This is a genomic window from Planococcus sp. 1R117A, assembly GCF_051417975.1.
Lineage (GTDB): Bacteria > Bacillota > Bacilli > Bacillales_A > Planococcaceae > Planococcus > Planococcus shenhongbingii.
In genome coordinates this window covers 1-21,435 of sequence record NZ_JBPRLO010000007.1, presented here as the reverse complement: position 1 = coordinate 21,435, position 21,435 = coordinate 1, and the positions used below count along the sequence as shown (strand labels likewise).

Genomic DNA, 21,435 nt, shown 5'->3' with positions numbered 1-21,435 from the left:
TTATTAACGAAAACTTTAAGCTTTTCTGTTATGATTGTCAATAAGAAATATAAATTTTCTATCTTTTTGATCAGTTCTTTCTCTTTTTTATGCTTGCAAAGGGATTGAACAGAAAGGAGGAAAACGAAATGGAAGAAAGAAAGCCGGCAATTATCCAATCGCTTCAGAATGGGTTGGATGTTCTGGAAATGATTGCGAAAGAACGCAGGCCAATGAAATTCACAGAAATTCAACAGCTGTCCAATATGACCAAAAGCAATATCCATAAATACTTGACCACTCTTTCTCTAGCTGGATTTCTCCATCGTGATTCTGCAACCAATACATATACGCTGGGCAACAGGCTGATTGAAATCGGCAATATGGCCCAAGGTGATACATCATTTATTGAGATCGCTGATTCGTATATGAAAGCTTTCGCAGAAGAAACAGGGTTGACCGCATTAATTGCACTTCCTTCTATAGACGGTCCGCTGGTAAAAGAAATCTGGAGCGTTACTTATGGAATTGATATTGGCGCACAGCATGGAACCACATTGCCGCTTCTTTCATCTACAGGATATATTTTCTATGCGTTCCAAGAAGGGCTGCAGTTAAACAAGTGGATCAATCAATCCAGTCAAACTTTATCTGTTCATGAACAATTAGCAATCATGAAAGAAATGGAACAAGTCAAAGAGCATTTGTTCGCGGCTAAAACAGAACCGCTCATTGAACACATTTCATCTTGCAGCGTGCCGGTATTTAATCATCAACAGGAATTAGTAGCAGCAATTACAGCTGTTGGTTATAAAAATCTGATTCCACAAAACCATCACCACCCGAATGCGCAGAAAATGCTTGCGCTTTCAAAAAAGCTATCCAATTATTCCACATGATTTTTTCAGAAGAAACAGAAAATTTATAAAAAGTATTGACATTGTATGCACAAATGGTTTATGTTTTCTATAAATAGAGAACTAAGTATTCTATTTAGATAATTAGGAGGTCTATCATGAAATTAATTAACTATACACATAATGGCTTAACACGTGCTGGTGCAATTGTAGACGAGCAGGTGGTTGACTTAAATTTAGCTTACCAAGCGCAGTTGCAAGCAGCTGGTGAATATCGTTACAAAGAAATTGCACACGCTTACGTGCCATCTACAACGGATGAATTATATCAAGGCGGAGAAAAGTCGCTTCAATTGGCGCAAGAAGCCGTAGATTTCATCTTAGCTAATCCTTCTGTATCTGCTCAAAAAGCTGTTTACAAGCTTGAAGAAGTAAAAGTAGAAGCACCTGTCATCAATCCTGGAAAAATCATTTGTGTCGGACACAACTACCGTGAACACATTCTGGAAATGGGCCGCGAATTGCCGACTCATCCAGTAATTTTCGCGAAATTTGCGAACACGATCTTAGGTCCGGAAGACGATATCCCGTTCTATCCAATTTCAGAGCAGCTTGATTACGAAGCAGAATTCACATTCGTTATCGGCAAACAAGCACGCAATGTTTCTGAAGAAGACGCGCTGGATTATGTAGCCGGTTACACAATCACAAACGATGTGACTTACCGCGACATTCAACGCCGCACGTTGCAGTGGCTGCAAGGTAAAACAGTAGACGGCTCTGCACCAATGGGTCCTTACCTTGTTACTACGGACGAATTGAAAGATCCGTCTGGTTTGGATGTTGTCTTGACTGTAAACGGAGAAGTTCGCCAGAAAACAAATACAGCTAACCTGGTCTTCTCTGTTCAGAAATTAGTTTCTTTCCTATCTAATCTGATGACACTTGAGCCTGGCGATGTTGTATTGACAGGTACACCTGGTGGAGTCGGCGTCGCGATGAAACCTCAGCAATTCTTGAAAGACGGAGATGTTGTACGCATCGAAATCGACAAAGTCGGCGCACTTGAAAACAAAGTCGCTACTGCATCAACTACTTTAGTTAACGCATAAGAGATTCATTAGCCAACGGTTTCCATTATCCCGCAAGAACAGCTATCTTGCGGGATTTTATACTAAGCTTCAAATCAATCTACTTACAGAAGGAGTCGAAGTAAAATGGCCGGAGTATCTCCAGAAGTAGCAGAATTTATGAAAAGTCAAACAGTGAAAGACTATAACAAAGAAATTGCTCAATACAACTTAGGGCCTCTTTGGGAAGCAATTCCTGAAATCATGAACAAAACACCGAAGCCACAAGCTGAAGCTTATTTATGGTCAAAAGAATTGATTGATGCAAAAATGGCGGAAGCATGCCAAATCTTCACCCCTGATCGTGGCGGAGAACGCCGTGCGCTTTATTTCCAAAACCCTGGCTTGACTTACCGCAAACCTTGGGGCTGGGCTTCAACTTCCCAAACCATTTATGCCGCTGTCCAGATGCTTCTTCCAGGTGAAAAAGCACCTTCTCACCGCCATTCACAATCTGCACTGCGCTTCATTTCTGAAGGGACAGGCGCTTACACAATCGTTCAAGGCGAACGCATTTTCATGGAAGAAGGAGATTTCTTAACCACTCCTAAAAACTTGTGGCACGGTCATGAGCATTTAGGCGAAGAACCGATGCTGTGGATGGATGCACTCGACATCCCTACTCTGTATTCAATCGGCGGGACTTTCTTTGAACCATATGAAGGCGGTCTTCAAGAACCTGAAGTTCCAGATAATTTCTCAGAAGTTCGCTACCGCGGCGGCATGATGCGCCCTGTAGGAGACGATAAATATACGGTTGCTCCGCTTGCAAACTATAAATGGAGCCGCACAGTAGACGGCATCAACGGCTTAATGCAATATGAACCGGACAAGCACCACGGCTTTGCACTTGAATACATCAATCCATCAACAGGAAAATCGGCAGCTCCTACTTTAGGAACTCGCATGCAGCACCTTCCTGCTGGTATGCATACACAAGCATTGCGCCATACCCACTCAACTGTCTACCATGCACATAAAGGCGAAGGCTATACCGTCATCAACGGCGTACGCTTCGACTGGAAAGCCGGCGATTACTTTGTGATCCCGAACTGGGCTTGGTATGAACATAAAGCAACGAAAGACGCTTACCTGTTCTCAGTCAACGATATTCCAATCATGGATCGCTTTGAGTTGGAGCAACAACAATCATTCGATTCCAATAATGGCCATCAGGAAGTTACTGGTGAGTTTAAAGCAGCATTCCGTTAAGACTTGATGAATGAAAACACCCCGCAAACATGAGACATTGCGCTCGCGTTTACGGGGTGTTTTTATTAGCTATTTATAGGCTTTTAATTTTTTCAAGTAAAATGAAAGGCTTTAATGCTGGTCCAGCATCTGTTGCTCTTATGCATTTACTATTTCTATCAGCGATTTACTGAAAATGATAATTTATATCCGTTCGGTATATGGACAGCTTTTCTCCAACCAATCAATTGGTCGGTGCGTGTGTATAATTTAGTTTCTGTAATAAGAACTGGATCTTTGTCTTCTAGCTCCAAAATCTCCGCCTCCATTTCGGATGCAACGGAAGCGTAAATTTGATGGTCCTCACGGGAAATATGAGTGCCTTGTTCATTTTCGAGAAGCACAAAAATGCTGTTGGTTTCTTTCAGTTCTTCTGTAGTTGGGTGGAATTTTTCTGGCACATGCAGATAAGTCTGTGTCCAGACAAGCGGTTTGTCTTCAAGCAAGATTAAACGCGAAATTTTTAATACCTCTTTACCCGGATCCAGCCGGAGAATCTTATAAAGTTGTTGAGTCGGCACTACACGGTCCACATTCAATATTTTCGACTTGCAATCCAACCCTTGACTACGAAGGTAAGCAACCAGTCCTCCTAGCTCCAGCCCTGGAGGCCGTGCCGGCATTTCCTGTACTGGGAAAGTGCCTTTCGCCCGTTCCCGGTAAACATACCCTTCATCTGTAAGCTCCTTTAATGCCTGGCGAACAGGCGCCCGGCTCACATGAAACCGTTCAACTAGTTCATGCTCGGTACTGAAAGGCCGCCCAGTTTCGCCGGAAGCTGCTTGAAGCTCCTTAATCAATATCTCTTTGATTTGCTTGTACAAAGGGATAGGTGAACTGCGGTCGATTGTTTGTTTTGGCATCGAACTTGTCATTATTGGACTCCTACTTTCTCAAATGGTTTGCTGGCCTGCATCTTAAGCAGCGCTGCAAGGTGTGCCTGGACATAATCAAATATTACACCAGGAGTAAGTATCCGTAAAACAAGGCCTTTAAAACGTTTTCTTATTCGCTGCTGTCATCTGTTGAAAATAAGCATGGGCATGAATGACAAACGCCTGCGAAATTTTGGTCGGATAGGAATACTTGTGCTTCAGCAAGCCGATTGTATGGATACACTTTCCATTTATAATTTTAAGATGCTTGATTTTATCTTCATATAAATTAGTCGAAGTTTCCGGTGTAAATGCTGCGCCTCGGCCGTTTTTTACAAGCTGCAGTATAGTGGTCGCTTCTTCCAGCTTGTTCTCGTTGAAGTGGAAAGCGAAATTGAATTATTAAGCAAAAGGCCGCCCAGCAGTTTGTTCTGCTGCAGAACAGCCTTTTCTTTTGCTGAAATAAAAAGCACCAATCTCCATGGAATGGAAATTGGTGCTTCGCTGCCTTTATTTTGCTTCACGTGATTCTCTTGGCGGTTGGCATACATCGCATTTGCGCTGGTTGTTCTTATTGAATTTCGTGAAAGTCTTTTCAAAGTTGTTGCCGCATGAACATTTAAACAGCAGCTTTTGGGAAAAACCGTGGTACTCCGTTGATAACAATGTGCTGTCTGAATTCTTTTCTACGAATTCTCTAATTTTATCGATCGTCCATCGTTTATTCATTCTGTTACACCTCTATAGTTTATTGGTAGGCGGTTGGCCGTCCATTCAATCGGGAGCAAATGCCGTCATCATCCTAAGTTCCTCATTATAGCACGGATGGGCACAAGATACTTATTTCGATGATAAAAAAAGCATCGGTTTAAAGCACCGATGCTTTCTGTTTTCGAAAACGTTTCACATAAACCAAGGATTCTCTGTTTAGCTTTCCCACTATTAAATTATTTATTTTTTACAGGATGATAGTAGACATGCTCCGTATAGTCTGTAATGATTCCATCAACATCTAAATCGAATAGACGTAAAGCTTGTTCTTGTGATCTTGAAGTGTATGGATAAATCTTCATCCCCGCTTCATGAACATCACTGACCAATTCATCCGTCACAATGTTCATAGTGGGATTGAAATAATCAGCATAAGCAGCGAATTGATCTAATTGTTCTTCCGTTACATTGGCCCAGCTCGCTCCTGCCAGAACGCCATGAGAGAGATTCGGCAAAAGTTCTTTAGATTTTTTCATGGATTCATGGTTAAAGGATTGGATGATGATTTTCCCGTTATTCGATACATCCATATTTCTTTCAATCAAAGCATCCGCAACTTTCTCCTCCATTCCTGGATAAAGTTCTGGTGCCTTCAACTCGATTAAAATACCGACCTTTCCACGAAACGCATCTAATACTTCCTCAAAGGTAGGAACCTTCTCACCAGCATAGTCTTCACTAAACCAGCTGCCCGCATCCAACTGTCTGATTTCTTCAAACGTTAAATCGCCCACTTTGCCAGTTCCATTAGTTGTCCGATCGACAGTGGTGTCATGAATCACGACAAGCTCCCCGTCTTTCGTCATTTGAACATCAATTTCAATATAGTCCGCCTTCATTTCAAATCCTTTTTGGAAGGCTTCCATCGTATTCTCAGGTGCATGTCCAGAAGCTCCACGATGTGCTACGTTCACCATTTTTTGCTGTTCTTGTTTCGAAATCACCTTGCTCACTTCTCCGTGTTCAGCAGCAAGTGCAGGTCCGGTAAAGGATGCCGCCGCCATACTTACTGCTAAAATAGTAACCATCCGTTTCATTCAACCACTCCTTATTTAAGTTCAACCTAATTATAAGCAGTGACTATAAAGTGGGTATTAATAACATATTAAGAAGTGTAAAGGAAATATATGTACTTCCCTTTTGGCTTCCCTCTTATGAAGCAATCAAAAAAAAGCGCCATTTCCAGCTAAGGAATTGACGCTTTTTTTATAGTTGTTTCTTACATTTCCGAAAATAATGACCCTGATTTGGGAAGAATAATACAGATTATGTTTTGATATTATACAGTTTTGTTGTTGGCTACTGCATAAGATTCGCTTAAAAGATCATTCTTCGGATGAAGCCCTGCTGCTGCTATGATGCCCAAAACAGCACAAGCAATGATATAAACGAAGGCAGATACATATAATCCATCAAAAACGTCAATTAAATACCCCATAACCATAGGTGCAAGGAATGCCCCAATCATCCCGCCAAGATTGATCATACCGAAAGTGGACCCGATGACGTTCTTTGAAAAAACTTTATGCGGAAGGCCGAATATGGTAGCCACAATCGGACCATGGAAAAACATACATATCGTTTGATACGTAATAACTAAGGCAACAGATGGAGCATTAAATAATAAATAAAGAGAGACAATCATAATGATAAAGCTTCCGATGGCAAGGTATTTTTCTTTTCCGCTCAGTAAAGACTTAATCAATTGTCCACCGATAATAACACCGATTGCCCCAGCAAGCGCCGGAATTGCCGAAAGCATCCCCATGGACATGATATCCAAGCCTCTCACGTTTACAAGATAAGAAGGCATCCATGAAATGAGTCCCCAGACGACTGTACTTACACCGAACCACATAATAGCCAACTGCCAGCTGGTAGGAATCTTCAAAACATCTTTAAAAGTGGCTTTTGGCCCTGCTTCTTCTTTAACAGCTTCTATCTGCATATTTTCCGGCTTTAAATAATACCAAAGCAAAGCGGCAACGAAAACGCCTACTATTCCTATGGCCATAAAGAGGTTTTGCCAACCAATCCATACCAGCAGTGGTGTAGCAATTAAAGGCGCAATCACTCCGCCAAGTGAATTGGAAGACATCATGATGGTCTGGGCGCTCGTCCGCTCTTCCTTGGGAAAGACATCAGATATCGCTTTGGAACTGGCCGCAGGATATGCCCCTTCTCCAAGACCGAACATAAAACGGATCAGTATCATCGACATAAGAGACCAGGCCATACCTGTTAAAACCGTAAATAATGACCATAACAAAATGGCAATCGCAATGACTTTTCTGGATCCGAATTTATCCGCAAGCCAGCCGCCCGGCAATTGCATTAAAGCATAGCCCGCAAAAAAACTGCTCAGTACAACTCCCATAACAGTCGGGCTGAGATTAAAATCCTTGGCAATTTCCACAATTCCGACATTCATGGCCATCCTGTCAAGATAAGATAAAATCCATCCTAAAAACAGCAATGCAAGAATCATATGCCTCTTTTTATTTTTGACTTCAGTATTCTGCATAAAATCATCCTCCTGTTGAATATCCTTATAGCAAATAAGTTCTTTTTGAAGAGGTTAGCGTGAACTGTTTAAATAATCATTCACGAGTGAAATGAACATTTTCCCCGCTAACAGAATGGACTGCTCATCTACATCAAAATTTGGATGATGGTGAGGGTAGATTGCTTGAATAGCAGGATTCATTCCTCCTACATTGAAAAAAGCACCCGGCTTCTCTTGGACATAGTAGGCAAAATCCTCCATCGCCATCTGCAAAGGGGATTCCGAAACATTTTCTTTTCCTGCAATCTTTTCAGCAACACGTTTGACGCGGAGCGCTTCTTCCGAATTGTTGCGTACGGAAGGATAGCCATATTCATAGCTCACTTCGCACGCTGCACCTGCACCGCTGCAAGCAGCCTCCGCCACTCTTCTGATGTTCTTTTCGGCAAGCTCCCGTGCTTCCTTGGAAAAGGTGCGGACTGTTCCCGATAAAATCACTTGATCGGGAATAATATTGTATTGACTCGTCCCTTCGAACGAACAAACGGTTATAACAGCTGGATCGGTCGCATTGATGCGGCTCGCTGCAATGTGCTGGATATTCATAACAATTTGGCTTCCAATAAGGACTGGATCAATTGCCAGATGCGGCGAGGATCCATGTCCGCCGGCTCCCTTTATAATAATTTCAAACTTATCGCCAGCTGCCATCATATAGTCTTCTTTAAAGAGGATCTGCCCTGCCGGAAGGTTCGATAAAACATGAGCGCCGTAAACTACATCTGCATCCTTAAGGCACCCCGCCTCAATCATCGTTTTTGCACCGCCAGGAATGACTTCTTCCGCGAACTGATGGATAAACAGCACATTGCCATGAAGTTGGTCTTTTACTTTGCTAAGCGCAAATGCCGCTCCAAGCAATGACGCAGTATGAATGTCATGGCCACACGCATGCATAACACCCGGTACTTTTGATTTATAAGGAACATCTTTTTCATCCTGAATTGGCAACGCATCAAAATCAGCACGGAGTGCAACCGTTTTTCCAGGTTTCCCGCCTTTTAATAAAGCCGTAACGCCGCGTCCCCCTACTTCCGTGTTCACCTCAAGGCCGCATTCCCTCAAATAGTTGGCAACGATTTCCGGCGTTCTTTCTTCTTCAAACGACAATTCCGGATACATATGTAAATCCCGTCTAATATTCACGAGATCTTCGAATATATTTTCTAATTCCTTGTAAGCTGTTTGTTCCATCACTTCTTTTCCTCCCTCGATTAGAAAGCGTTTCCAAAATTGAATAGTTTAACTTTTCGTTATTCATTAAATACTATATAATTTTAGTTATGCGCGTCAATGTGGAATTCAACAGAATACCCGCGCATTATTTGTTGGTTTCAACAATGGGGGTGGTAAGATATGGAGAACAAAGAATCCTTTTTTCAACAATTGAGTGTAGAAAATAAAAAAGCGCAGGATCACATCCTGAATTTAATGGAAAGCTTTCATGCCATGAACTCGACTCTTGAGTTGGATGAAGTGCTAAAGAAAATCATGCATTTTGCTTTAAATATTCTCGAGACTGCAGAGGCCGGATATATCCAGCTGTATGATGAAGCTTCAAATAAGTTAATCATCAAGACGCCTGTCGGCTTTAATGAGAATATTAACCTCTTTAAAGTAAATGTCGGGGAGTCGATTACAGGGAAAGTTTTCGAAGATGGCTGTGTCCGGTTAATTACTACTCGGAAAGAAATTTATAATAATATGAGCGATTTAAGTAAAGAGAATTTTGACTTGATTGATCAGGCACATTCTAATAACGAAAACATTAAGTCTGTTTTATCCGTCCCTGTTTCATTCGGAACAAAACGGATTGGCGTTATGACCTTCCATTGTTTTGCTATCGAAGATGGCCTCACCGAAACAGATATCCTTCTCTTACAAAGCTTTGCTTCCCAAGCAGCTATTGCCCTTCATAATGCCCAGCTTCACACAGAAGTACATAAAAGTTTGGATGAAGTCACTCATTTATCCCAAAAGCTGAAAGAAACCAACGCATTGCTGGAAAAGCGAACTGGCATCCATAATCACCTGACCGAATTATCCATTCAGAAAAAAGGGCTACCTACCATTATTAATGAAATGAATAAACTGATGGAAAAGGAGCTGGTCTATGCGGATTACTTGGAAGGAAGCCATTTTCCACAACACATTCCGCATTTCGGCAACAGTCTAGATGATCTCTTCTTTCTCTTCGCTAGTAAAACGAAGCCGGCGTATGTCTCCATTTGTGACACAGTTCAGCTTGACTGCTATATTTATCCGATTAGATCAGGGTCCGTTTTTTTAGGCTGTCTGGCTGTCGAAGGAAGCTCTCCTCTATCACAACTTGATAAACTTATTATTGAACAAGGAGTACCTATCCTTGCCCTTGAGATTATGAAACTTAGATCACAGACTGAAATCATGTATAAGAAAACCTATGAAACCTATCATCAATTCTTAAAAACAAGAAATCCTCAGCAGGCTGAGGTTGCTGCAAAGGAATTAGGGATCCATCATCATTATTTTCTTCAAACCGCATTGATTGAATTAGATGGAAATGCTGACCTGCATTCTCTTGAAAACGATGCATTGCTTCTTTTAACATATCTGAAAGAGAAACTCCCTTTAGAAAACAGCCTGCTTTTCAGCTACAATAACAAAATCACCTTTTTTTCTTCTGCTCCAGATGCTGGCCGTGAAACAAATATTTCAAAAACAATCGAAAGCAGCATAAAATGGTGGAATGAACAGTTTCCAGTAATAGCCCGTGCAGGAATCAGCACTGGACATTACTATCCCGGGCAAGCGGAAGAAAATCATTTAAAAGCGGAGAAATCCCTGCTTCACTTAAAAAAACAAAATAAAAAAGGCCTGCTTCATTACCAAGATATTGGAATCAGCCGTCTTTTCTTGCAACATCCCCCTGAAGAAATCAACTTATTTTTACGGGAGACCTTTTCCCTGTTATGGACTGATCAGGAAAAAATGGACGACCTGCTGCATACACTCTTCGCGTATGTACAGAATAATCGTTCCATGACTTCTACTGCCAAGGAACTTCATATCCATGCCAATACGCTTTATCACCGCATTAAAAAAATTGAGGATATTCTGGAGATGGATTTCAGCGATTATGAGGATTACCTGAAAGTCCAGCTAGCGGTCTATCTTTATAATACTTTTTTTGATTCATGAGCCGAGGCGAGAAATTTAATGTAGACATTCGCTAAAAACTTATGAAACAGAAAAAAAGCCTTCCATCAGTTCACCGAACTGATGGAAGGCTTTTTTTGATAAGATGGTTTTTGTGAAAATGAAAAAGCTCCTTCTGTAGAAGCTTCCTCTCTTCGTTACTCATCTTCTCTTAGTTCTTCTGCAAAACCGATTTCATCGCCTGCTCCTGTTCCTTCTCTCAAAGCTTTCGCAAATTCCTCTTGGCTTTTGAAAAAAACAACCTGACTATCTCTTGTGCGTGTTTCCATGGCTTTTATTTGATTTGTTTGATTCATTTTTCTTACCTCCACAATCTGTAATTCATTCAACAATACGTCTCGTTTCTTGACGCAAAAAAAGCGCCAGTTTTGGAGCGAAACTGTTTGTAATATCATTATTCCCCCCATATCTTCATCAATAAACATGTCTCGCTCTTCATTTTTTGACCCTTCTCTTAAGCTATATAAGTTGATGGGACAACTCATTACTGCAGCTTCATCAAAGTGAAAAAGAAGACCTTTTGCAAGTTCATAGAACTTGCAAAAGGTCTTCTCGGAAGCTTCATTTAAACGGTTTGGCTTTTTTCAACCAACTGCGATTCTTTGCTCAAATTCATGAAGCAAAGCCCGCACTTCATCCGTCGACTCTGTCTGCAGCAATTGATTTCTCAATTCCTCGGCGTCCGGAATTGCGCTGACATAGATCTTAAAGAAACGGCGCAGCGGCCTGAACGGCAGCGGTTCTGTTTCTGTAGAATATTGATCATGGAGATCCAGCTGCAGTTTCAAGAGGTCGAGGTATTCCTCGGTGCTGTGCTCACGCGGCTCTTTTTCAAAGGCAAATGGATTCTGGAAAATTCCGCGTCCGATCATGACGCCATCGATGCCGTATCTGTCGGCAAGCTCCATGCCTGTCTGGTAATCCGGGATATCGCCATTGATCGTCAACAGCGTATCCGGCGCCAGCTCATCCCGCAAAGCCTTGATTTCCGGAATCAGTTCCCAATGTGCAGGTGCTGCGCTCAATTCTTTTTTCGTGCGCAGATGGATCGATAGGTTGGCGATGTCCTGCTTCAAGACATGCGACAGCCAGCCTTTCCACTCATCTACATGGCTATAGCCAAGACGCGTCTTTACACTGACGGGCAATCCGCCCGCTTTGGCGGCCTGGATGACTTCCGCTGCGTTATCCGGAAAGCGGATCATGCCGCTGCCTTTTCCTTTGGTCGCTACGTTCGGGACCGGACAGCCCATATTGATATCGATTCCTTTAAAGCCTTGTTTCTCCATGCCGATGCTCATTTCCCGGAACTGCTCGGGTTTATTTCCCCATATATGCGCCACGATCGGCTGTTCATCTTCTTCAAACGTCAGGCGTCCTTCTACTTCAAAGATGCCTTCCGGATTGCAGTAAGTTTCCGTATTTGTAAATTCCGTAAAAAACACGTCCGGACGAGCCGCTTTCGCCACCACTTTGCGAAAAACGACATTCGTGACCTCTTCCATCGGCGCTAAAATAAAAAACGGCCGCGGCAAATCGCGCCAAAAATTTTCTTTCATCTTTAACTTTCAATCCTTTCATTACAGGATGCAAGGCAAGCTCTTCATCCAAAAATCTTTAGTGCATCTATATTGAAAATAAAATATATCAACTATAAGTAGGAAATCATCACATTTTTTCTTAGCATTATACAGTTTACACGAGCCGCCCATTTATGGAAAGTGACGGAGGTTAGAAGCTCTCTTTATCGCAGGCTGTGTCCATTTTTTCTATACAAAAAGCGCCAACTCTCGGGAAAAGAGTTGGCACATATCAAAATCTTAGATCCGTAATTTTCATGAAAATTGGTTTAATCCATGAATGCCTACCACTTCATCCGCTTAATAAGCAACCCAGCTCAATCCCGTAGTCCCTTCACCCGCGTGCACGCCTACACAAACACTTAGTGGAACCACTTGTACTTTTAGTTCAGGAAACTCCTGCAAGAGCTCGTTCTTCCAGATTTCTGCATCAGCTGCATTATTGCAATGATTTACCGCAACTTCTGATACAGTTCCTGCAGCCATACCGGTGCGCAGTGCAGAAACGACGTGGTTCTTTGCCCGCTTATTTGAACGGACTTTCTCTTTCATGACCGGCTTGCCTTCTTCAAACGTAATGACCAATTTGATATTCAGTACATTGCTCAAAAATGTCTGTGTTCCGGAAACACGCCCACTTTTATGCAGTTGGTTCAGACTTGAGGGAATAAAGGATAAGTGTGATTTAGTAGCCATTTCATTGATCGTTGCCACAACTTCTTCCACTTCTTTGCCTTCTGAGAACAGCTCAGTGCCGGTTTCAATCATTTTAACCATTGGAAAAGAACCGATTTTGGAATCAATCGGATACACGTTGAAGTCTGTCATCTTCGCGGCTGCCTGTGCGCTTTCAAATGTGCCCGAAAGCCCACTTGATAAGTGTAATGCAATTGCAAAATCGTATCCTTCGGACTGCAGTTTTTCATATAAGGAAACCATTTCTCCAATTGCAGGCTGCGAGGTCTTGGGAGAGACTTTCGCTAAGCGTAATTTCTCATAAAATTGTTCCTGGGTAAGATCGTTCGACTCTCTGTACACGCCATCAGGAAACACAACGCTAAGAGGCAGAACGTACACATCATGCTGTTGAATGAACGCTTCATCCAGTTAGGCAGCTGTGTCCGTAATCCAAGCTATTTTCATCATAAATATTCTCCTTTAAATGCCACTCCATATCAGTAACGGCTCTTCTATGGATAACGTACAGGACAAATGAATAGGCTCCCAGTGACAGCTGTCATATATAGAAGAAGTTTTAAATGGACTGACATGATTTGAACTTACTTTTTAACCTCACAATAGTTGGAGAAAAAATTAAAAAGACCGTTAATCCACTGAAGGATTAACGGTCTTTTGGCTGTTTCTTTAAATAGAGAGGTCTAAAGATACCGATTAATAGATTTTATACGTATTCTTTCCTGCTTTTTTTGCTCGATATAAGGCTTCGTCCGCATTTTTAAGAACGGTGTTTAAATCATTCTTGCTCCCGCCAGGATAAGAGGCTATTCCAACGCTTGTGGAGAGTTGATAGTTGGCATCCCATTTACTTAAACAGCCGAGTACATGTTCCGCCCGTTCACTCATTTCCTCTTTGCTCAATATATGCGGAAAATGAACGATAAATTCGTCTCCCCCTAACCGGACCGCAAAAGCATCGTTGTACTCATCTGCAAATTTTTCAAGCTTAAACGCAACTTCCTTTAACACTAGGTCTCCGGTATCGTGGCCGTGTATATCGTTGACCTTTTTAAATCCATCCAAATCAAGAAAGAATACCACTCCCCCCGATTCAGAATGGTCTTCAAAAAATCTGGAAAGGTAATGTCTGTTGTATAGTTCCGTTAAAGAATCACGATAGGCAACACGCTCCAGAACCAAATAGTAAGAAAACATCCTGACTATTCTTTGAAGCAAGGTGATGCTCTTCTCGTCAAATCGGCTTTGCTCATGGTGCACTGCACATAATGTCCCGAACCGCTCTCCATCAATAAAAGAAATAGGAATGCCCAAATACGACTTAGCATTGACACTCTCAAGTGTATTTTTTAAGTCACTTGGACAAGTTTGTTCCCTAATGTCTTCATAGACTAATGGTTGTTTGTTTTCAAAATCAATCCGATTACAAACCGTGTCGCTAAGGTTAATCATCATTCCTTCCGTCAAGAGAATCCTTGTATCATAATTTGAAAGCTTTAAGATAATTTGCTGGGTATCGCTGAAAGACGTTAAATAAATCAATTGATCTGGCAAAATTTCTTTTGCCAGATCCAGCACATCACTAGCCAGCTCATCAAAATTTTTATACATCTGCAACTCTTGCAACGTGATCGCCATAAAGCACCTCGATTATTATCATAATTTATTTAAATTGGTTGATCTTGACATTAAACAAACTACATATATTTTTGAATATCAGTTAGAAAAGTAAGACTCTTCAACTAAATTGCCCAATAGTGTAAGTGTATCATTTTTCACCGTACATAATAACTGCTTTTCCAAAATACAAGCGAATAGGTATGAGAGCAAAAACAAAAAGAACTCTAATCCCGTCATATCAGGGGTTAAGAGTTCTCTTTTAGTGGTTATTATTCCAGCTGTTTTTATATATTCATATAGACTGATTTATACAGAACGCTGTTTATGAATGACTTGAGAAATAGAATCATCATTAGGCGAGCCTACTTGATTTATCTTTCAATATATTCATATAGAAACGACTGTCCATCACGGTAAAAACGCGGATCATATAACCCCAGTCTCTTCCCATCATCCACTACAACAACAAAAGGCGACCATTCATAAAGTGTTTTCGCTTCAGGGCGTCGGGAGAATAAGTAGTCAAGATCAGCACCTTTATCAGAAACTAAAACATATCGTTCTTTTTCTTCCTGGAACAAATTGTCCTGAAAAATAGTCACGGTATCATCTTTTTTCACAATGACTGAATAGGTCCAAGGAATAAAATCCGCAGATAGAGCGACCTGATCATATTTTTCATTATATTGATTGTAGATGAGGAACCCTTGAATGCTTTGAATAATGAGGTGAAGACTCATTAATAACCAAGCCATTTTGAAATAGTAAGGCGAATTTTGCTTGTTTTTTTTCGATAAAACAAAAGCGATTCCCATAATGGTCCAAAACACCAAATCAATAATGGGAATGGTTCCGAAGGTAATTCGGTCATTTAAAAAAGGTTCCAGATAACCGGTCCCCCACGCATTAAACAGATCACTAGTGTCATGAATAACCACGGCCAGCCATCCAAGAAAAAATAACCTTTTATCTTTTGTTTTGAAAATGACAGCGCAAATCAAAAAGAGCAAGGCTGCCCAGAGCGGTGTCACGAAAATAGAATGTGTGATGCCTCTATGCCACATCTGATATTGCCCTGAAGTATCCCACAATCGGGAAATAACATCGATATCGGGAATTAAGCTTGCCCCTACCGCTGTCACTAAATAAGCACGTTTATGATTTTTATCCATTTTACTTTTATCTACTGTTCCGTACAATGTGAGTCCGAATAAGGTATGCGTAATGGTATCCAAAGTGCTGCCTCCAATATTTTCTTATGCTTGCATCAATGAATTGTACTATAAACAGTCCAATAGGAGATTGAAAAAATAGTCCTTATCTTTATTTTGTATTATAAAACGATCAAGTATGGAGATAAAAACATTTGAAACCGGCAAACGGTGAATGGGAAATGATTATGGCAGAATTAAGTCTTGAGTTTGCCCATTCGTTATGTCATACCTCACTGTTAGCTGAGACTGGACTGCTCGATGTACAGCCTAGGGTCGTTTTCTTCTATTTATACTCTCATACACAAAAAGCGCCAACTCCTTATAAGGAGTTGGCGCTCTAAACTTTTGGAGCTGTATTACATCATGCCGCCCATTGTATAGTGAAGTTTTCAATAGTTTTCAAAAGTAATTATATCTAAACTTCTCTTTTTTTACCAAATTAACATGTCAAAAGGTTCTATTTTTTACAATTAGTTAAAAGACGGCAAACTTTTTCATATCATTTCAAAAAGTCCATCAAAATTTAAACGCTAAACTATGAGCAAACTATGAGCAATTAACTCCCTCTATTTTTTCTTTTAGTTTCATTAACAAAACCTGATGTCTCTGAGTAGTAACTCTTTAATATTGAAAGAAAAAATTCTCCACACCGAAAAAATATAAAAATTAGGTAAGTACTTTTTAGGAATAAAATAATTTCTATTGTCTATCATATATTATCACATATTCTGAAAGGTGGAGATAGCAATGAAAAACAATATTATTGAAGACAGCTCAAGCATGAATGAGGTCAAGTTCAGGAATTTATCAAGTACCGAACAATTACAATGGGTAAATCAAAGATTGCAAGAAACCGGGAGCAAAGTCGAAGAAATTGCCAAATAGATAGGAATCTCTTCTTCCTCAATTTCTGCTCTAATGAAAAAAAGTGGCTGCAGTTACTCCAGGGTTAAGAAACAATACATTCCTATGGAAGAAAAAGAGCATAACTCAAAAGATGACTCACAAGAATTCATGGATTACTTGCTCGCCAATGCTGAAGTTATTAAAAAGGTTATTGAAGAGGTTATTGAAGAGAGTAACTCTAGACAGATTATCTTCGATTCTTCTATTTTTCAAACTGACAGTCCCTTTACCAGCAAAACAGTAAAAATAAAAAACAGCACCTTAGAGGAGTTCCAACAATTACTAAAAGAGAAATTCCCTCAATTCCGTACTCAGGACGTGCTAACGCAAGCAATAATAGACTTTATCAAAAAATACAAGTAAAGTAACAATCTCCATCACTCCGTCTGAGGGATGGAGATTAATTATTTAAATTTCACTATCAACCGCAGGAATTCCGATTCCGTGCAAATACAAATAAATATGGTCAGTTTGGAGAACAGTTAAGCTATGAAAAACCAACAATACCAACAGTTTAAGCTCTCCCAAACTATTCACCCCGAACTAGCAGATACCATCAATCAAGCTTAGAGTAGGAATGTTCAATGTTGCATACGTTTGATTTGTTCGTAAAGATTAAAACCCACAATGTGTTGCATTTTCAAAACAAACATGGAGTTGACTTCGATTCACTGGTTTTGCCAAATGAAAAAGGAATTAAGGTGACCAAGATATTTAATAATGAAACTCATGGCTGGTGTGTCTCCCTTCATATAGAAGCTATCAAACTGCTTGGAAAACACATTATTGAAGAATCTGATTTAACCGATTTAAAAAGACGCTCCAATATGTTCGTTCAAAAGCATTTTGGATTGAATGCTGATTTCAATAATCATGTTTTGCAAAGAATTGATTATCGGTATGACGCAGTCATTCCGGATAGCATTGAACGGCAATTGGTCATCGACTTGTTTAACAAAGTCGAATCTAAACGGAACAGGCAAATTAAAAAGACACATTATACTGACGATAATGGAATTCGTAGAGCTTTCAAGACTTCTTGTTATCACTCTTCCAAGGGTGTATCAGGAATTATTTACGATAAGGAAGCGGATCGGAAAAGCGCAAATGCGGAAATAGAAAGTTATGAAGAAAACGTCCTCCGTATTGAGGTATCTGTTCGGAAACCTCATCTTTACGGCAGAGAACGAAATCACGAGATACCACGTCATTTAGATTTTTATTTTAAGAAAGAAATGCATCGACACTACATGCAGCAATATATTCTCGATGTTTTTCCTGCTTCTGACTTTTACACACTTGCACAAGCAGAAAAGGTAATCAGTGCCTCTTCACTAAAAAGCACGGAAAAGAGAGTATTAAAATCTATGCTCGATAATATTACTAATGGCTCTATCGACACAGTCAAGAGGAGAAAATCAGCAGCAACTTTTAAAAAGTACATGCACTTATTCAAAACACTGGATGTGCATCCAATTGTGATACAGAAACATAAGAAGGTACGAAAACATATCGAAAATCCGTTAAAATCAATACTGCTATGAAATGATAAACTAACTAATACTTTATCTATTTAATTTTAAGGAGAGTTGTACATGTACTGGAAGTGAGATAACCCTCTTTATCCACTTATCGATTTTCTCCCATTCATTCTCACTTTTTCTTAATTATAAGAGAGCATAGGCGAAATGCCATGCCCAATCCACTGGGAGTGGCTATCCATTGCAGTTGTTTAGTAAAACTGATTACGATTCAAGTCGCTATTCAGGAGCACGGTTTGCCGTCCCAAACTTGTTTTAGAGTTTTAGTTATACGAAGCAAATTATTGCACATAAAGAAAAGGCGCTATTTCCGCCCCCTCTTTCCTTCTTTCTATCGCATCGCCCGACGGATAACCTCCCGGTGTTCTGCCAGCATTCGTGCAATGGAACGTTCCATATTAATGGCCGTCAATCGTCGGTTCGGGTTTCTAGGTGGGTCAATGGGAGGGGTTTTGGCGTTTGTCTTGTTTACAATGTCTAACCAGTGTCTAATAGGTTTCCTAGTTAAATGTCTCTCTTTTCTTTCTTCCGACGCTTCTTTCTGCTCTTTTTTATTCACCATCCTCAACTCCTTTGTTTGGATTTTTCCCTGCTCACTTGGCAACTTATCATTTCACCGTTCATTACGAGGTGTTCCCTACTCTTCTATTGTTAGGGGTCTTCTATTATGTTTGACGGGTCCTTGCTATCTGAATTCACATTATCGTTCGGTTCATTTTTGGTTGGATTTTGAGGAATCACCACTTCCCCTTTCGAACAGCATTCATATGAATAGAGCCACAGTTCAAGTACATAGAGAAGATTCAAAATGAGTGGGACATCGGCTAAATGAAGCGTTGTTTCCTCTTTGTCCGCTGGTGTGTAGATAACAAATAATGTGTTGTAATAAAGTCCCCAAAAGGGCAACAGGATAAAGGATTTCTTGTCTTTGACGTTAATGACACTTTCTCCAGCCAAAAGCTTTTGAACTGCCTGATGCGTCTTTACCCCTTCATGAAGGGGAGAGAATTCAAAATCGTAACGAATATCATCATAGGCACGATTAATGTTTTCGAAAAAGTCATTCGAATCATTTGTAGAGGCTACCGGGTACGCATGCATTGAGAGGTGGAATTCCTCCAAAAAATGCTCTAAGTTGAGAATAATAAAGTCCTCATAATCCATGTAGCCAAAGTTAAAGTTTTGAGGCAAGTAAACCGTCTGACCAAGAGCTGATGCCGTCCTCTGATTCCCACCTGCTTTTGGCATTTTTTGATTAACGTTCAAAATCCTCTCATGGATTGCAACAAGTACCTCATCGGTATTCTCAATCGTCTTCACCGCTTCCACCGGCTTGAATTCCTGGCTCAAGAATTTTGTGATGACCGGCGTTTGAAAGACGAACAGGTCAATGACCACAATGCTTATGACCAACAGCGTCAGTCCGACTATCTCACTGACGGGAAATGCTTTCGTTGCCCATAACAAATATCCAATTGTTAAGATAACCCCATAGTAGATTTTCCGAATGGCAGTCTGGTGCTTGTCATAGAACAGGCTGTTCGATGCATACAGCCCAATACTTACGAGGATACCGATGAGCAACATCCCCAGGATGACCATTGCTTGCCATGTCACTTCCACCCTGCCTCTCCCCTTTCTCTGCACAATCAAAAAACTTCTTCCAATGACGTTTGCCGATTATGTATCGTGTGGCCCTAAGATACAAAGGAGAACAGGTGATTTCTTTGCTCGTATGACAAAAAGGAAGGCGCTTTTGCCACCTTCCCTTTTGGTATTCGAATTAGCGTAATTTCCTTAGCAAGTCCCGGTCTTCCTCTTTCATTTTACCAAGTGACCGGTTCATCTTAATTTTAGTCGGTCGCTGGTGCGGATTAACTGGCGGAATCGTGATTTTCGTAGTTGAAGTATTGCCATTCCCGTTTCCAGAATTAATTGAGGACTTCCGTGGTGACATTTTTTTCACACTCCTTTTTTCTTTGATTCATTTTGTTGTCCAAGGTTTTAATTGATTCTGGCATCGTTTTGTTCCGTTATAGTTAAGAACATTTCTGGATGGATGACTTGTTGTTCCGTAATGAAACCATCCAGCCACAAATCGAACGTATAAATCATATTCAAGAGTAAGGAAGCATCTGCTCCATTAACGATTCCTGTCACCGTACCAGAAGGTGTACCATCATCTTTCAGTTCGTCGTTGTTTCGTGAGGATATTACAAAGAGAATATTGAAGTACTTTCCGAAATAGGGGAAAATCACATGCGAATCCCCCTTCTGGAAAACTTCAATGCTCTCTCCTTTTTCCAGGGTATCAACGGCTTGGCTTTCACTCATTCCCACATCCCGCATGGTGAAATTTAGGTCACTCATGATGTTCCGGTAGACACCTTTAATGGCGTTGTTCAATTGCGCTCTATCATCAGGCGCATCAATTTGATAGGGGTACAAATCCATACCGAATTCATCCATAAACGTCTTCAAATAATCAGTCAAGTTCCGCATGTACTTTTCATAACTATAATCAAAGCGTTCCAATTCCCAATCATTTTGGAGCAACACCAAGGATTCATTAAGTTTCATCAGCTTTTCGCTTATCTTTTCAACTGCAAAAGCTTTTTTGTTGATATTTTCTTTGATTTCGTCCGCCTTAAACTCGCCTACCATGAATTTTGTAACATCGGGAGTCTGGAAAACGAACAAATCGATGATGACAATCCCTGCTGCCAATGCCGTAAACTCCTTAATGGTATTGAATGGGAAATTATTTGCTGACCATAGTGCAACACCGCCCACGACGACCGAAACATAATAGATTTTCCGGATGAGTGTTCGATTGTTCAAATAGAATTCTCTGTTCTGCCAATAGAGACCGATACTAGCGACCATTCCGACCAGCAAGACAACCAAAAATGCTTGCAAAAAATCAGTTAAAAGCACGCTAACCCCTCCTCTTTTTTCCTATTATACCTTTTAATTAACAGTATTTGAACTATTCCGTTAAATATATTTGCTATTTTATTATTTTTTTGATTTCATTAAACGATGACTTCCGAAAAAAAAAGATAGGCAATAAAAAGAACAGTAGGACGATTTCTGAACTAAACCCCAAATGGTAGACACTTTAAAAAAAGTGACCCATTTGGTAGTGACCCCTTAAAGTTAGAGTTTCAATTATGCAGCTGATTGGCTGGCATGAATCCGGTAGTTCACCGGGCTCATGCCGGCCAATTTTTGTTTGATGCGTTCATGGT

General features: G+C 40.6%; 19 protein-coding genes. 7 read left to right on the top strand and 12 right to left on the bottom strand.

Annotation, left to right across the window (positions count from 1 at the left end; all coding sequences use genetic code 11):
* Positions 1-128: 128 nt before the first annotated feature.
* The 3 genes from ACSFXN_RS17490 (at position 129) to ACSFXN_RS17480 (ending at position 3,178) form a co-directional block, all read left to right on the top strand.
* Positions 129-878, top strand: a complete 750-nt coding sequence (locus ACSFXN_RS17490; RefSeq protein ID WP_437151431.1) for an IclR family transcriptional regulator — start codon at positions 129-131, stop codon at positions 876-878.
* Between the two features lie 116 nt (positions 879-994).
* On the top strand, positions 995-1,948 hold the full coding sequence (locus tag ACSFXN_RS17485) for a fumarylacetoacetate hydrolase family protein (RefSeq protein ID WP_437151429.1): 954 nt from the start codon (positions 995-997) through the stop codon (positions 1,946-1,948).
* Positions 1,949-2,053: 105 nt separating this feature from the next.
* Positions 2,054-3,178, top strand: coding sequence for a cupin domain-containing protein (locus tag ACSFXN_RS17480; RefSeq protein WP_437151428.1), 1,125 nt, complete (start codon positions 2,054-2,056; stop codon positions 3,176-3,178).
* A 158-nt stretch (positions 3,179-3,336) separates the two neighbouring features.
* On the opposite strand, the gene ACSFXN_RS17475 is transcribed toward ACSFXN_RS17480, so the two are convergent.
* From ACSFXN_RS17475 to ACSFXN_RS17455, 5 genes are all read right to left on the bottom strand, one after another.
* Positions 3,337-4,092 (bottom strand): GntR family transcriptional regulator, encoded by a 756-nt coding sequence (locus ACSFXN_RS17475; RefSeq protein ID WP_437151427.1) that lies wholly within the window; start codon positions 4,090-4,092, stop codon positions 3,337-3,339.
* A 510-nt stretch (positions 4,093-4,602) separates the two neighbouring features.
* Positions 4,603-4,821, bottom strand: a complete 219-nt coding sequence (locus ACSFXN_RS17470; RefSeq protein ID WP_300991356.1) for a hypothetical protein — start codon at positions 4,819-4,821, stop codon at positions 4,603-4,605.
* A 218-nt stretch (positions 4,822-5,039) separates the two neighbouring features.
* Positions 5,040-5,900, bottom strand: coding sequence for a glycerophosphodiester phosphodiesterase (locus ACSFXN_RS17465; RefSeq protein ID WP_437151426.1), 861 nt, complete (start codon positions 5,898-5,900; stop codon positions 5,040-5,042).
* Positions 5,901-6,142: 242 nt separating this feature from the next.
* Positions 6,143-7,387 (bottom strand): MFS transporter, encoded by a 1,245-nt coding sequence (locus ACSFXN_RS17460; protein ID WP_437151425.1) that lies wholly within the window; start codon positions 7,385-7,387, stop codon positions 6,143-6,145.
* 54 nt (positions 7,388-7,441) lie between these two features.
* A complete protein-coding gene (locus ACSFXN_RS17455; protein WP_437151592.1) occupies positions 7,442-8,623 on the bottom strand; it encodes an amidohydrolase in 1,182 nt (393 codons plus the stop codon).
* Between the two features lie 162 nt (positions 8,624-8,785).
* Here ACSFXN_RS17455 and ACSFXN_RS17450 point away from each other — a divergent pair, with 162 nt between their 5' ends.
* Positions 8,786-10,609: a helix-turn-helix domain-containing protein gene (locus ACSFXN_RS17450; protein WP_437151424.1), complete on the top strand. Its 1,824-nt coding sequence runs from the start codon at positions 8,786-8,788 to the stop codon at positions 10,607-10,609.
* Positions 10,610-10,764: 155 nt separating this feature from the next.
* Here the strand turns inward: ACSFXN_RS17450 and ACSFXN_RS17445 are convergent, their stop codons facing one another.
* From ACSFXN_RS17445 to ACSFXN_RS17425, 5 genes are all read right to left on the bottom strand, one after another.
* Positions 10,765-11,052: a hypothetical protein gene (locus ACSFXN_RS17445; RefSeq protein WP_437151423.1), complete on the bottom strand. Its 288-nt coding sequence runs from the start codon at positions 11,050-11,052 to the stop codon at positions 10,765-10,767.
* 159 nt (positions 11,053-11,211) lie between these two features.
* Complete coding sequence (locus ACSFXN_RS17440; protein ID WP_437151422.1) at positions 11,212-12,186, bottom strand: tRNA dihydrouridine synthase; 975 nt, start codon at positions 12,184-12,186, stop codon at positions 11,212-11,214.
* A gap of 321 nt (positions 12,187-12,507) precedes the next feature.
* Complete coding sequence (locus tag ACSFXN_RS17435) at positions 12,508-13,314, bottom strand: DegV family protein (protein ID WP_437151590.1); 807 nt, start codon at positions 13,312-13,314, stop codon at positions 12,508-12,510.
* A gap of 285 nt (positions 13,315-13,599) precedes the next feature.
* Entirely contained in the window at positions 13,600-14,541 is a 942-nt protein-coding gene (locus ACSFXN_RS17430; RefSeq protein WP_437151420.1) for a sensor domain-containing diguanylate cyclase, read from the bottom strand.
* Positions 14,542-14,894: 353 nt separating this feature from the next.
* Complete coding sequence (locus ACSFXN_RS17425; protein WP_437151419.1) at positions 14,895-15,758, bottom strand: metal-dependent hydrolase; 864 nt, start codon at positions 15,756-15,758, stop codon at positions 14,895-14,897.
* A gap of 726 nt (positions 15,759-16,484) precedes the next feature.
* Between ACSFXN_RS17425 and ACSFXN_RS17420 the strand changes: the two genes are divergently transcribed.
* The 3 genes from ACSFXN_RS17420 (at position 16,485) to ACSFXN_RS17410 (ending at position 18,187) form a co-directional block, all read left to right on the top strand.
* Positions 16,485-16,622 carry a hypothetical protein gene (locus ACSFXN_RS17420; protein ID WP_437151418.1) on the top strand — a complete coding sequence of 46 codons (138 nt, stop codon included), beginning with the start codon at positions 16,485-16,487 and terminating at the stop codon, positions 16,620-16,622.
* An 84-nt stretch (positions 16,623-16,706) separates the two neighbouring features.
* Positions 16,707-17,006, top strand: a complete 300-nt coding sequence (locus ACSFXN_RS17415; protein ID WP_437151416.1) for a hypothetical protein — start codon at positions 16,707-16,709, stop codon at positions 17,004-17,006.
* 221 nt (positions 17,007-17,227) lie between these two features.
* Positions 17,228-18,187 (top strand): hypothetical protein, encoded by a 960-nt coding sequence (locus ACSFXN_RS17410; RefSeq protein WP_437151414.1) that lies wholly within the window; start codon positions 17,228-17,230, stop codon positions 18,185-18,187.
* 648 nt (positions 18,188-18,835) lie between these two features.
* Here ACSFXN_RS17410 and ACSFXN_RS17405 read toward each other — a convergent pair.
* Positions 18,836-19,807, bottom strand: a complete 972-nt coding sequence (locus ACSFXN_RS17405; RefSeq protein ID WP_437151413.1) for a type II toxin-antitoxin system SpoIISA family toxin — start codon at positions 19,805-19,807, stop codon at positions 18,836-18,838.
* 381 nt (positions 19,808-20,188) lie between these two features.
* On the bottom strand, positions 20,189-21,121 hold the full coding sequence (locus ACSFXN_RS17400) for a type II toxin-antitoxin system SpoIISA family toxin (RefSeq protein ID WP_437151411.1): 933 nt from the start codon (positions 21,119-21,121) through the stop codon (positions 20,189-20,191).
* Between the last annotated feature and the right edge of the window lie 314 nt (positions 21,122-21,435).

What these genes read in the sequence shown, in the direction of transcription:
- ACSFXN_RS17490 (WP_437151431.1), top strand. Translation starts at nt 129, where the DNA reads ATGGAAGAAAGAAAGCCGGCAATTATCCAATCGCTTCAGAATGGGTTG.
- ACSFXN_RS17485 (WP_437151429.1), top strand. Translation starts at nt 995, where the DNA reads ATGAAATTAATTAACTATACACATAATGGCTTAACACGTGCTGGTGCA.
- ACSFXN_RS17480 (WP_437151428.1), top strand. Translation starts at nt 2,054, where the DNA reads ATGGCCGGAGTATCTCCAGAAGTAGCAGAATTTATGAAAAGTCAAACA.
- ACSFXN_RS17475 (WP_437151427.1), bottom strand. Translation starts at nt 4,092, where the DNA reads ATGACAAGTTCGATGCCAAAACAAACAATCGACCGCAGTTCACCTATC.
- ACSFXN_RS17470 (WP_300991356.1), bottom strand. Translation starts at nt 4,821, where the DNA reads ATGAATAAACGATGGACGATCGATAAAATTAGAGAATTCGTAGAAAAG.
- ACSFXN_RS17465 (WP_437151426.1), bottom strand. Translation starts at nt 5,900, where the DNA reads ATGAAACGGATGGTTACTATTTTAGCAGTAAGTATGGCGGCGGCATCC.
- ACSFXN_RS17460 (WP_437151425.1), bottom strand. Translation starts at nt 7,387, where the DNA reads ATGCAGAATACTGAAGTCAAAAATAAAAAGAGGCATATGATTCTTGCA.
- ACSFXN_RS17455 (WP_437151592.1), bottom strand. Translation starts at nt 8,623, where the DNA reads ATGGAACAAACAGCTTACAAGGAATTAGAAAATATATTCGAAGATCTC.
- ACSFXN_RS17450 (WP_437151424.1), top strand. Translation starts at nt 8,786, where the DNA reads ATGGAGAACAAAGAATCCTTTTTTCAACAATTGAGTGTAGAAAATAAA.
- ACSFXN_RS17445 (WP_437151423.1), bottom strand. Translation starts at nt 11,052, where the DNA reads ATGTTTATTGATGAAGATATGGGGGGAATAATGATATTACAAACAGTT.
- ACSFXN_RS17440 (WP_437151422.1), bottom strand. Translation starts at nt 12,186, where the DNA reads ATGAAAGAAAATTTTTGGCGCGATTTGCCGCGGCCGTTTTTTATTTTA.
- ACSFXN_RS17430 (WP_437151420.1), bottom strand. Translation starts at nt 14,541, where the DNA reads ATGGCGATCACGTTGCAAGAGTTGCAGATGTATAAAAATTTTGATGAG.
- ACSFXN_RS17420 (WP_437151418.1), top strand. Translation starts at nt 16,485, where the DNA reads ATGAAAAACAATATTATTGAAGACAGCTCAAGCATGAATGAGGTCAAG.
- ACSFXN_RS17415 (WP_437151416.1), top strand. Translation starts at nt 16,707, where the DNA reads ATGGAAGAAAAAGAGCATAACTCAAAAGATGACTCACAAGAATTCATG.
- ACSFXN_RS17410 (WP_437151414.1), top strand. Translation starts at nt 17,228, where the DNA reads ATGTTGCATACGTTTGATTTGTTCGTAAAGATTAAAACCCACAATGTG.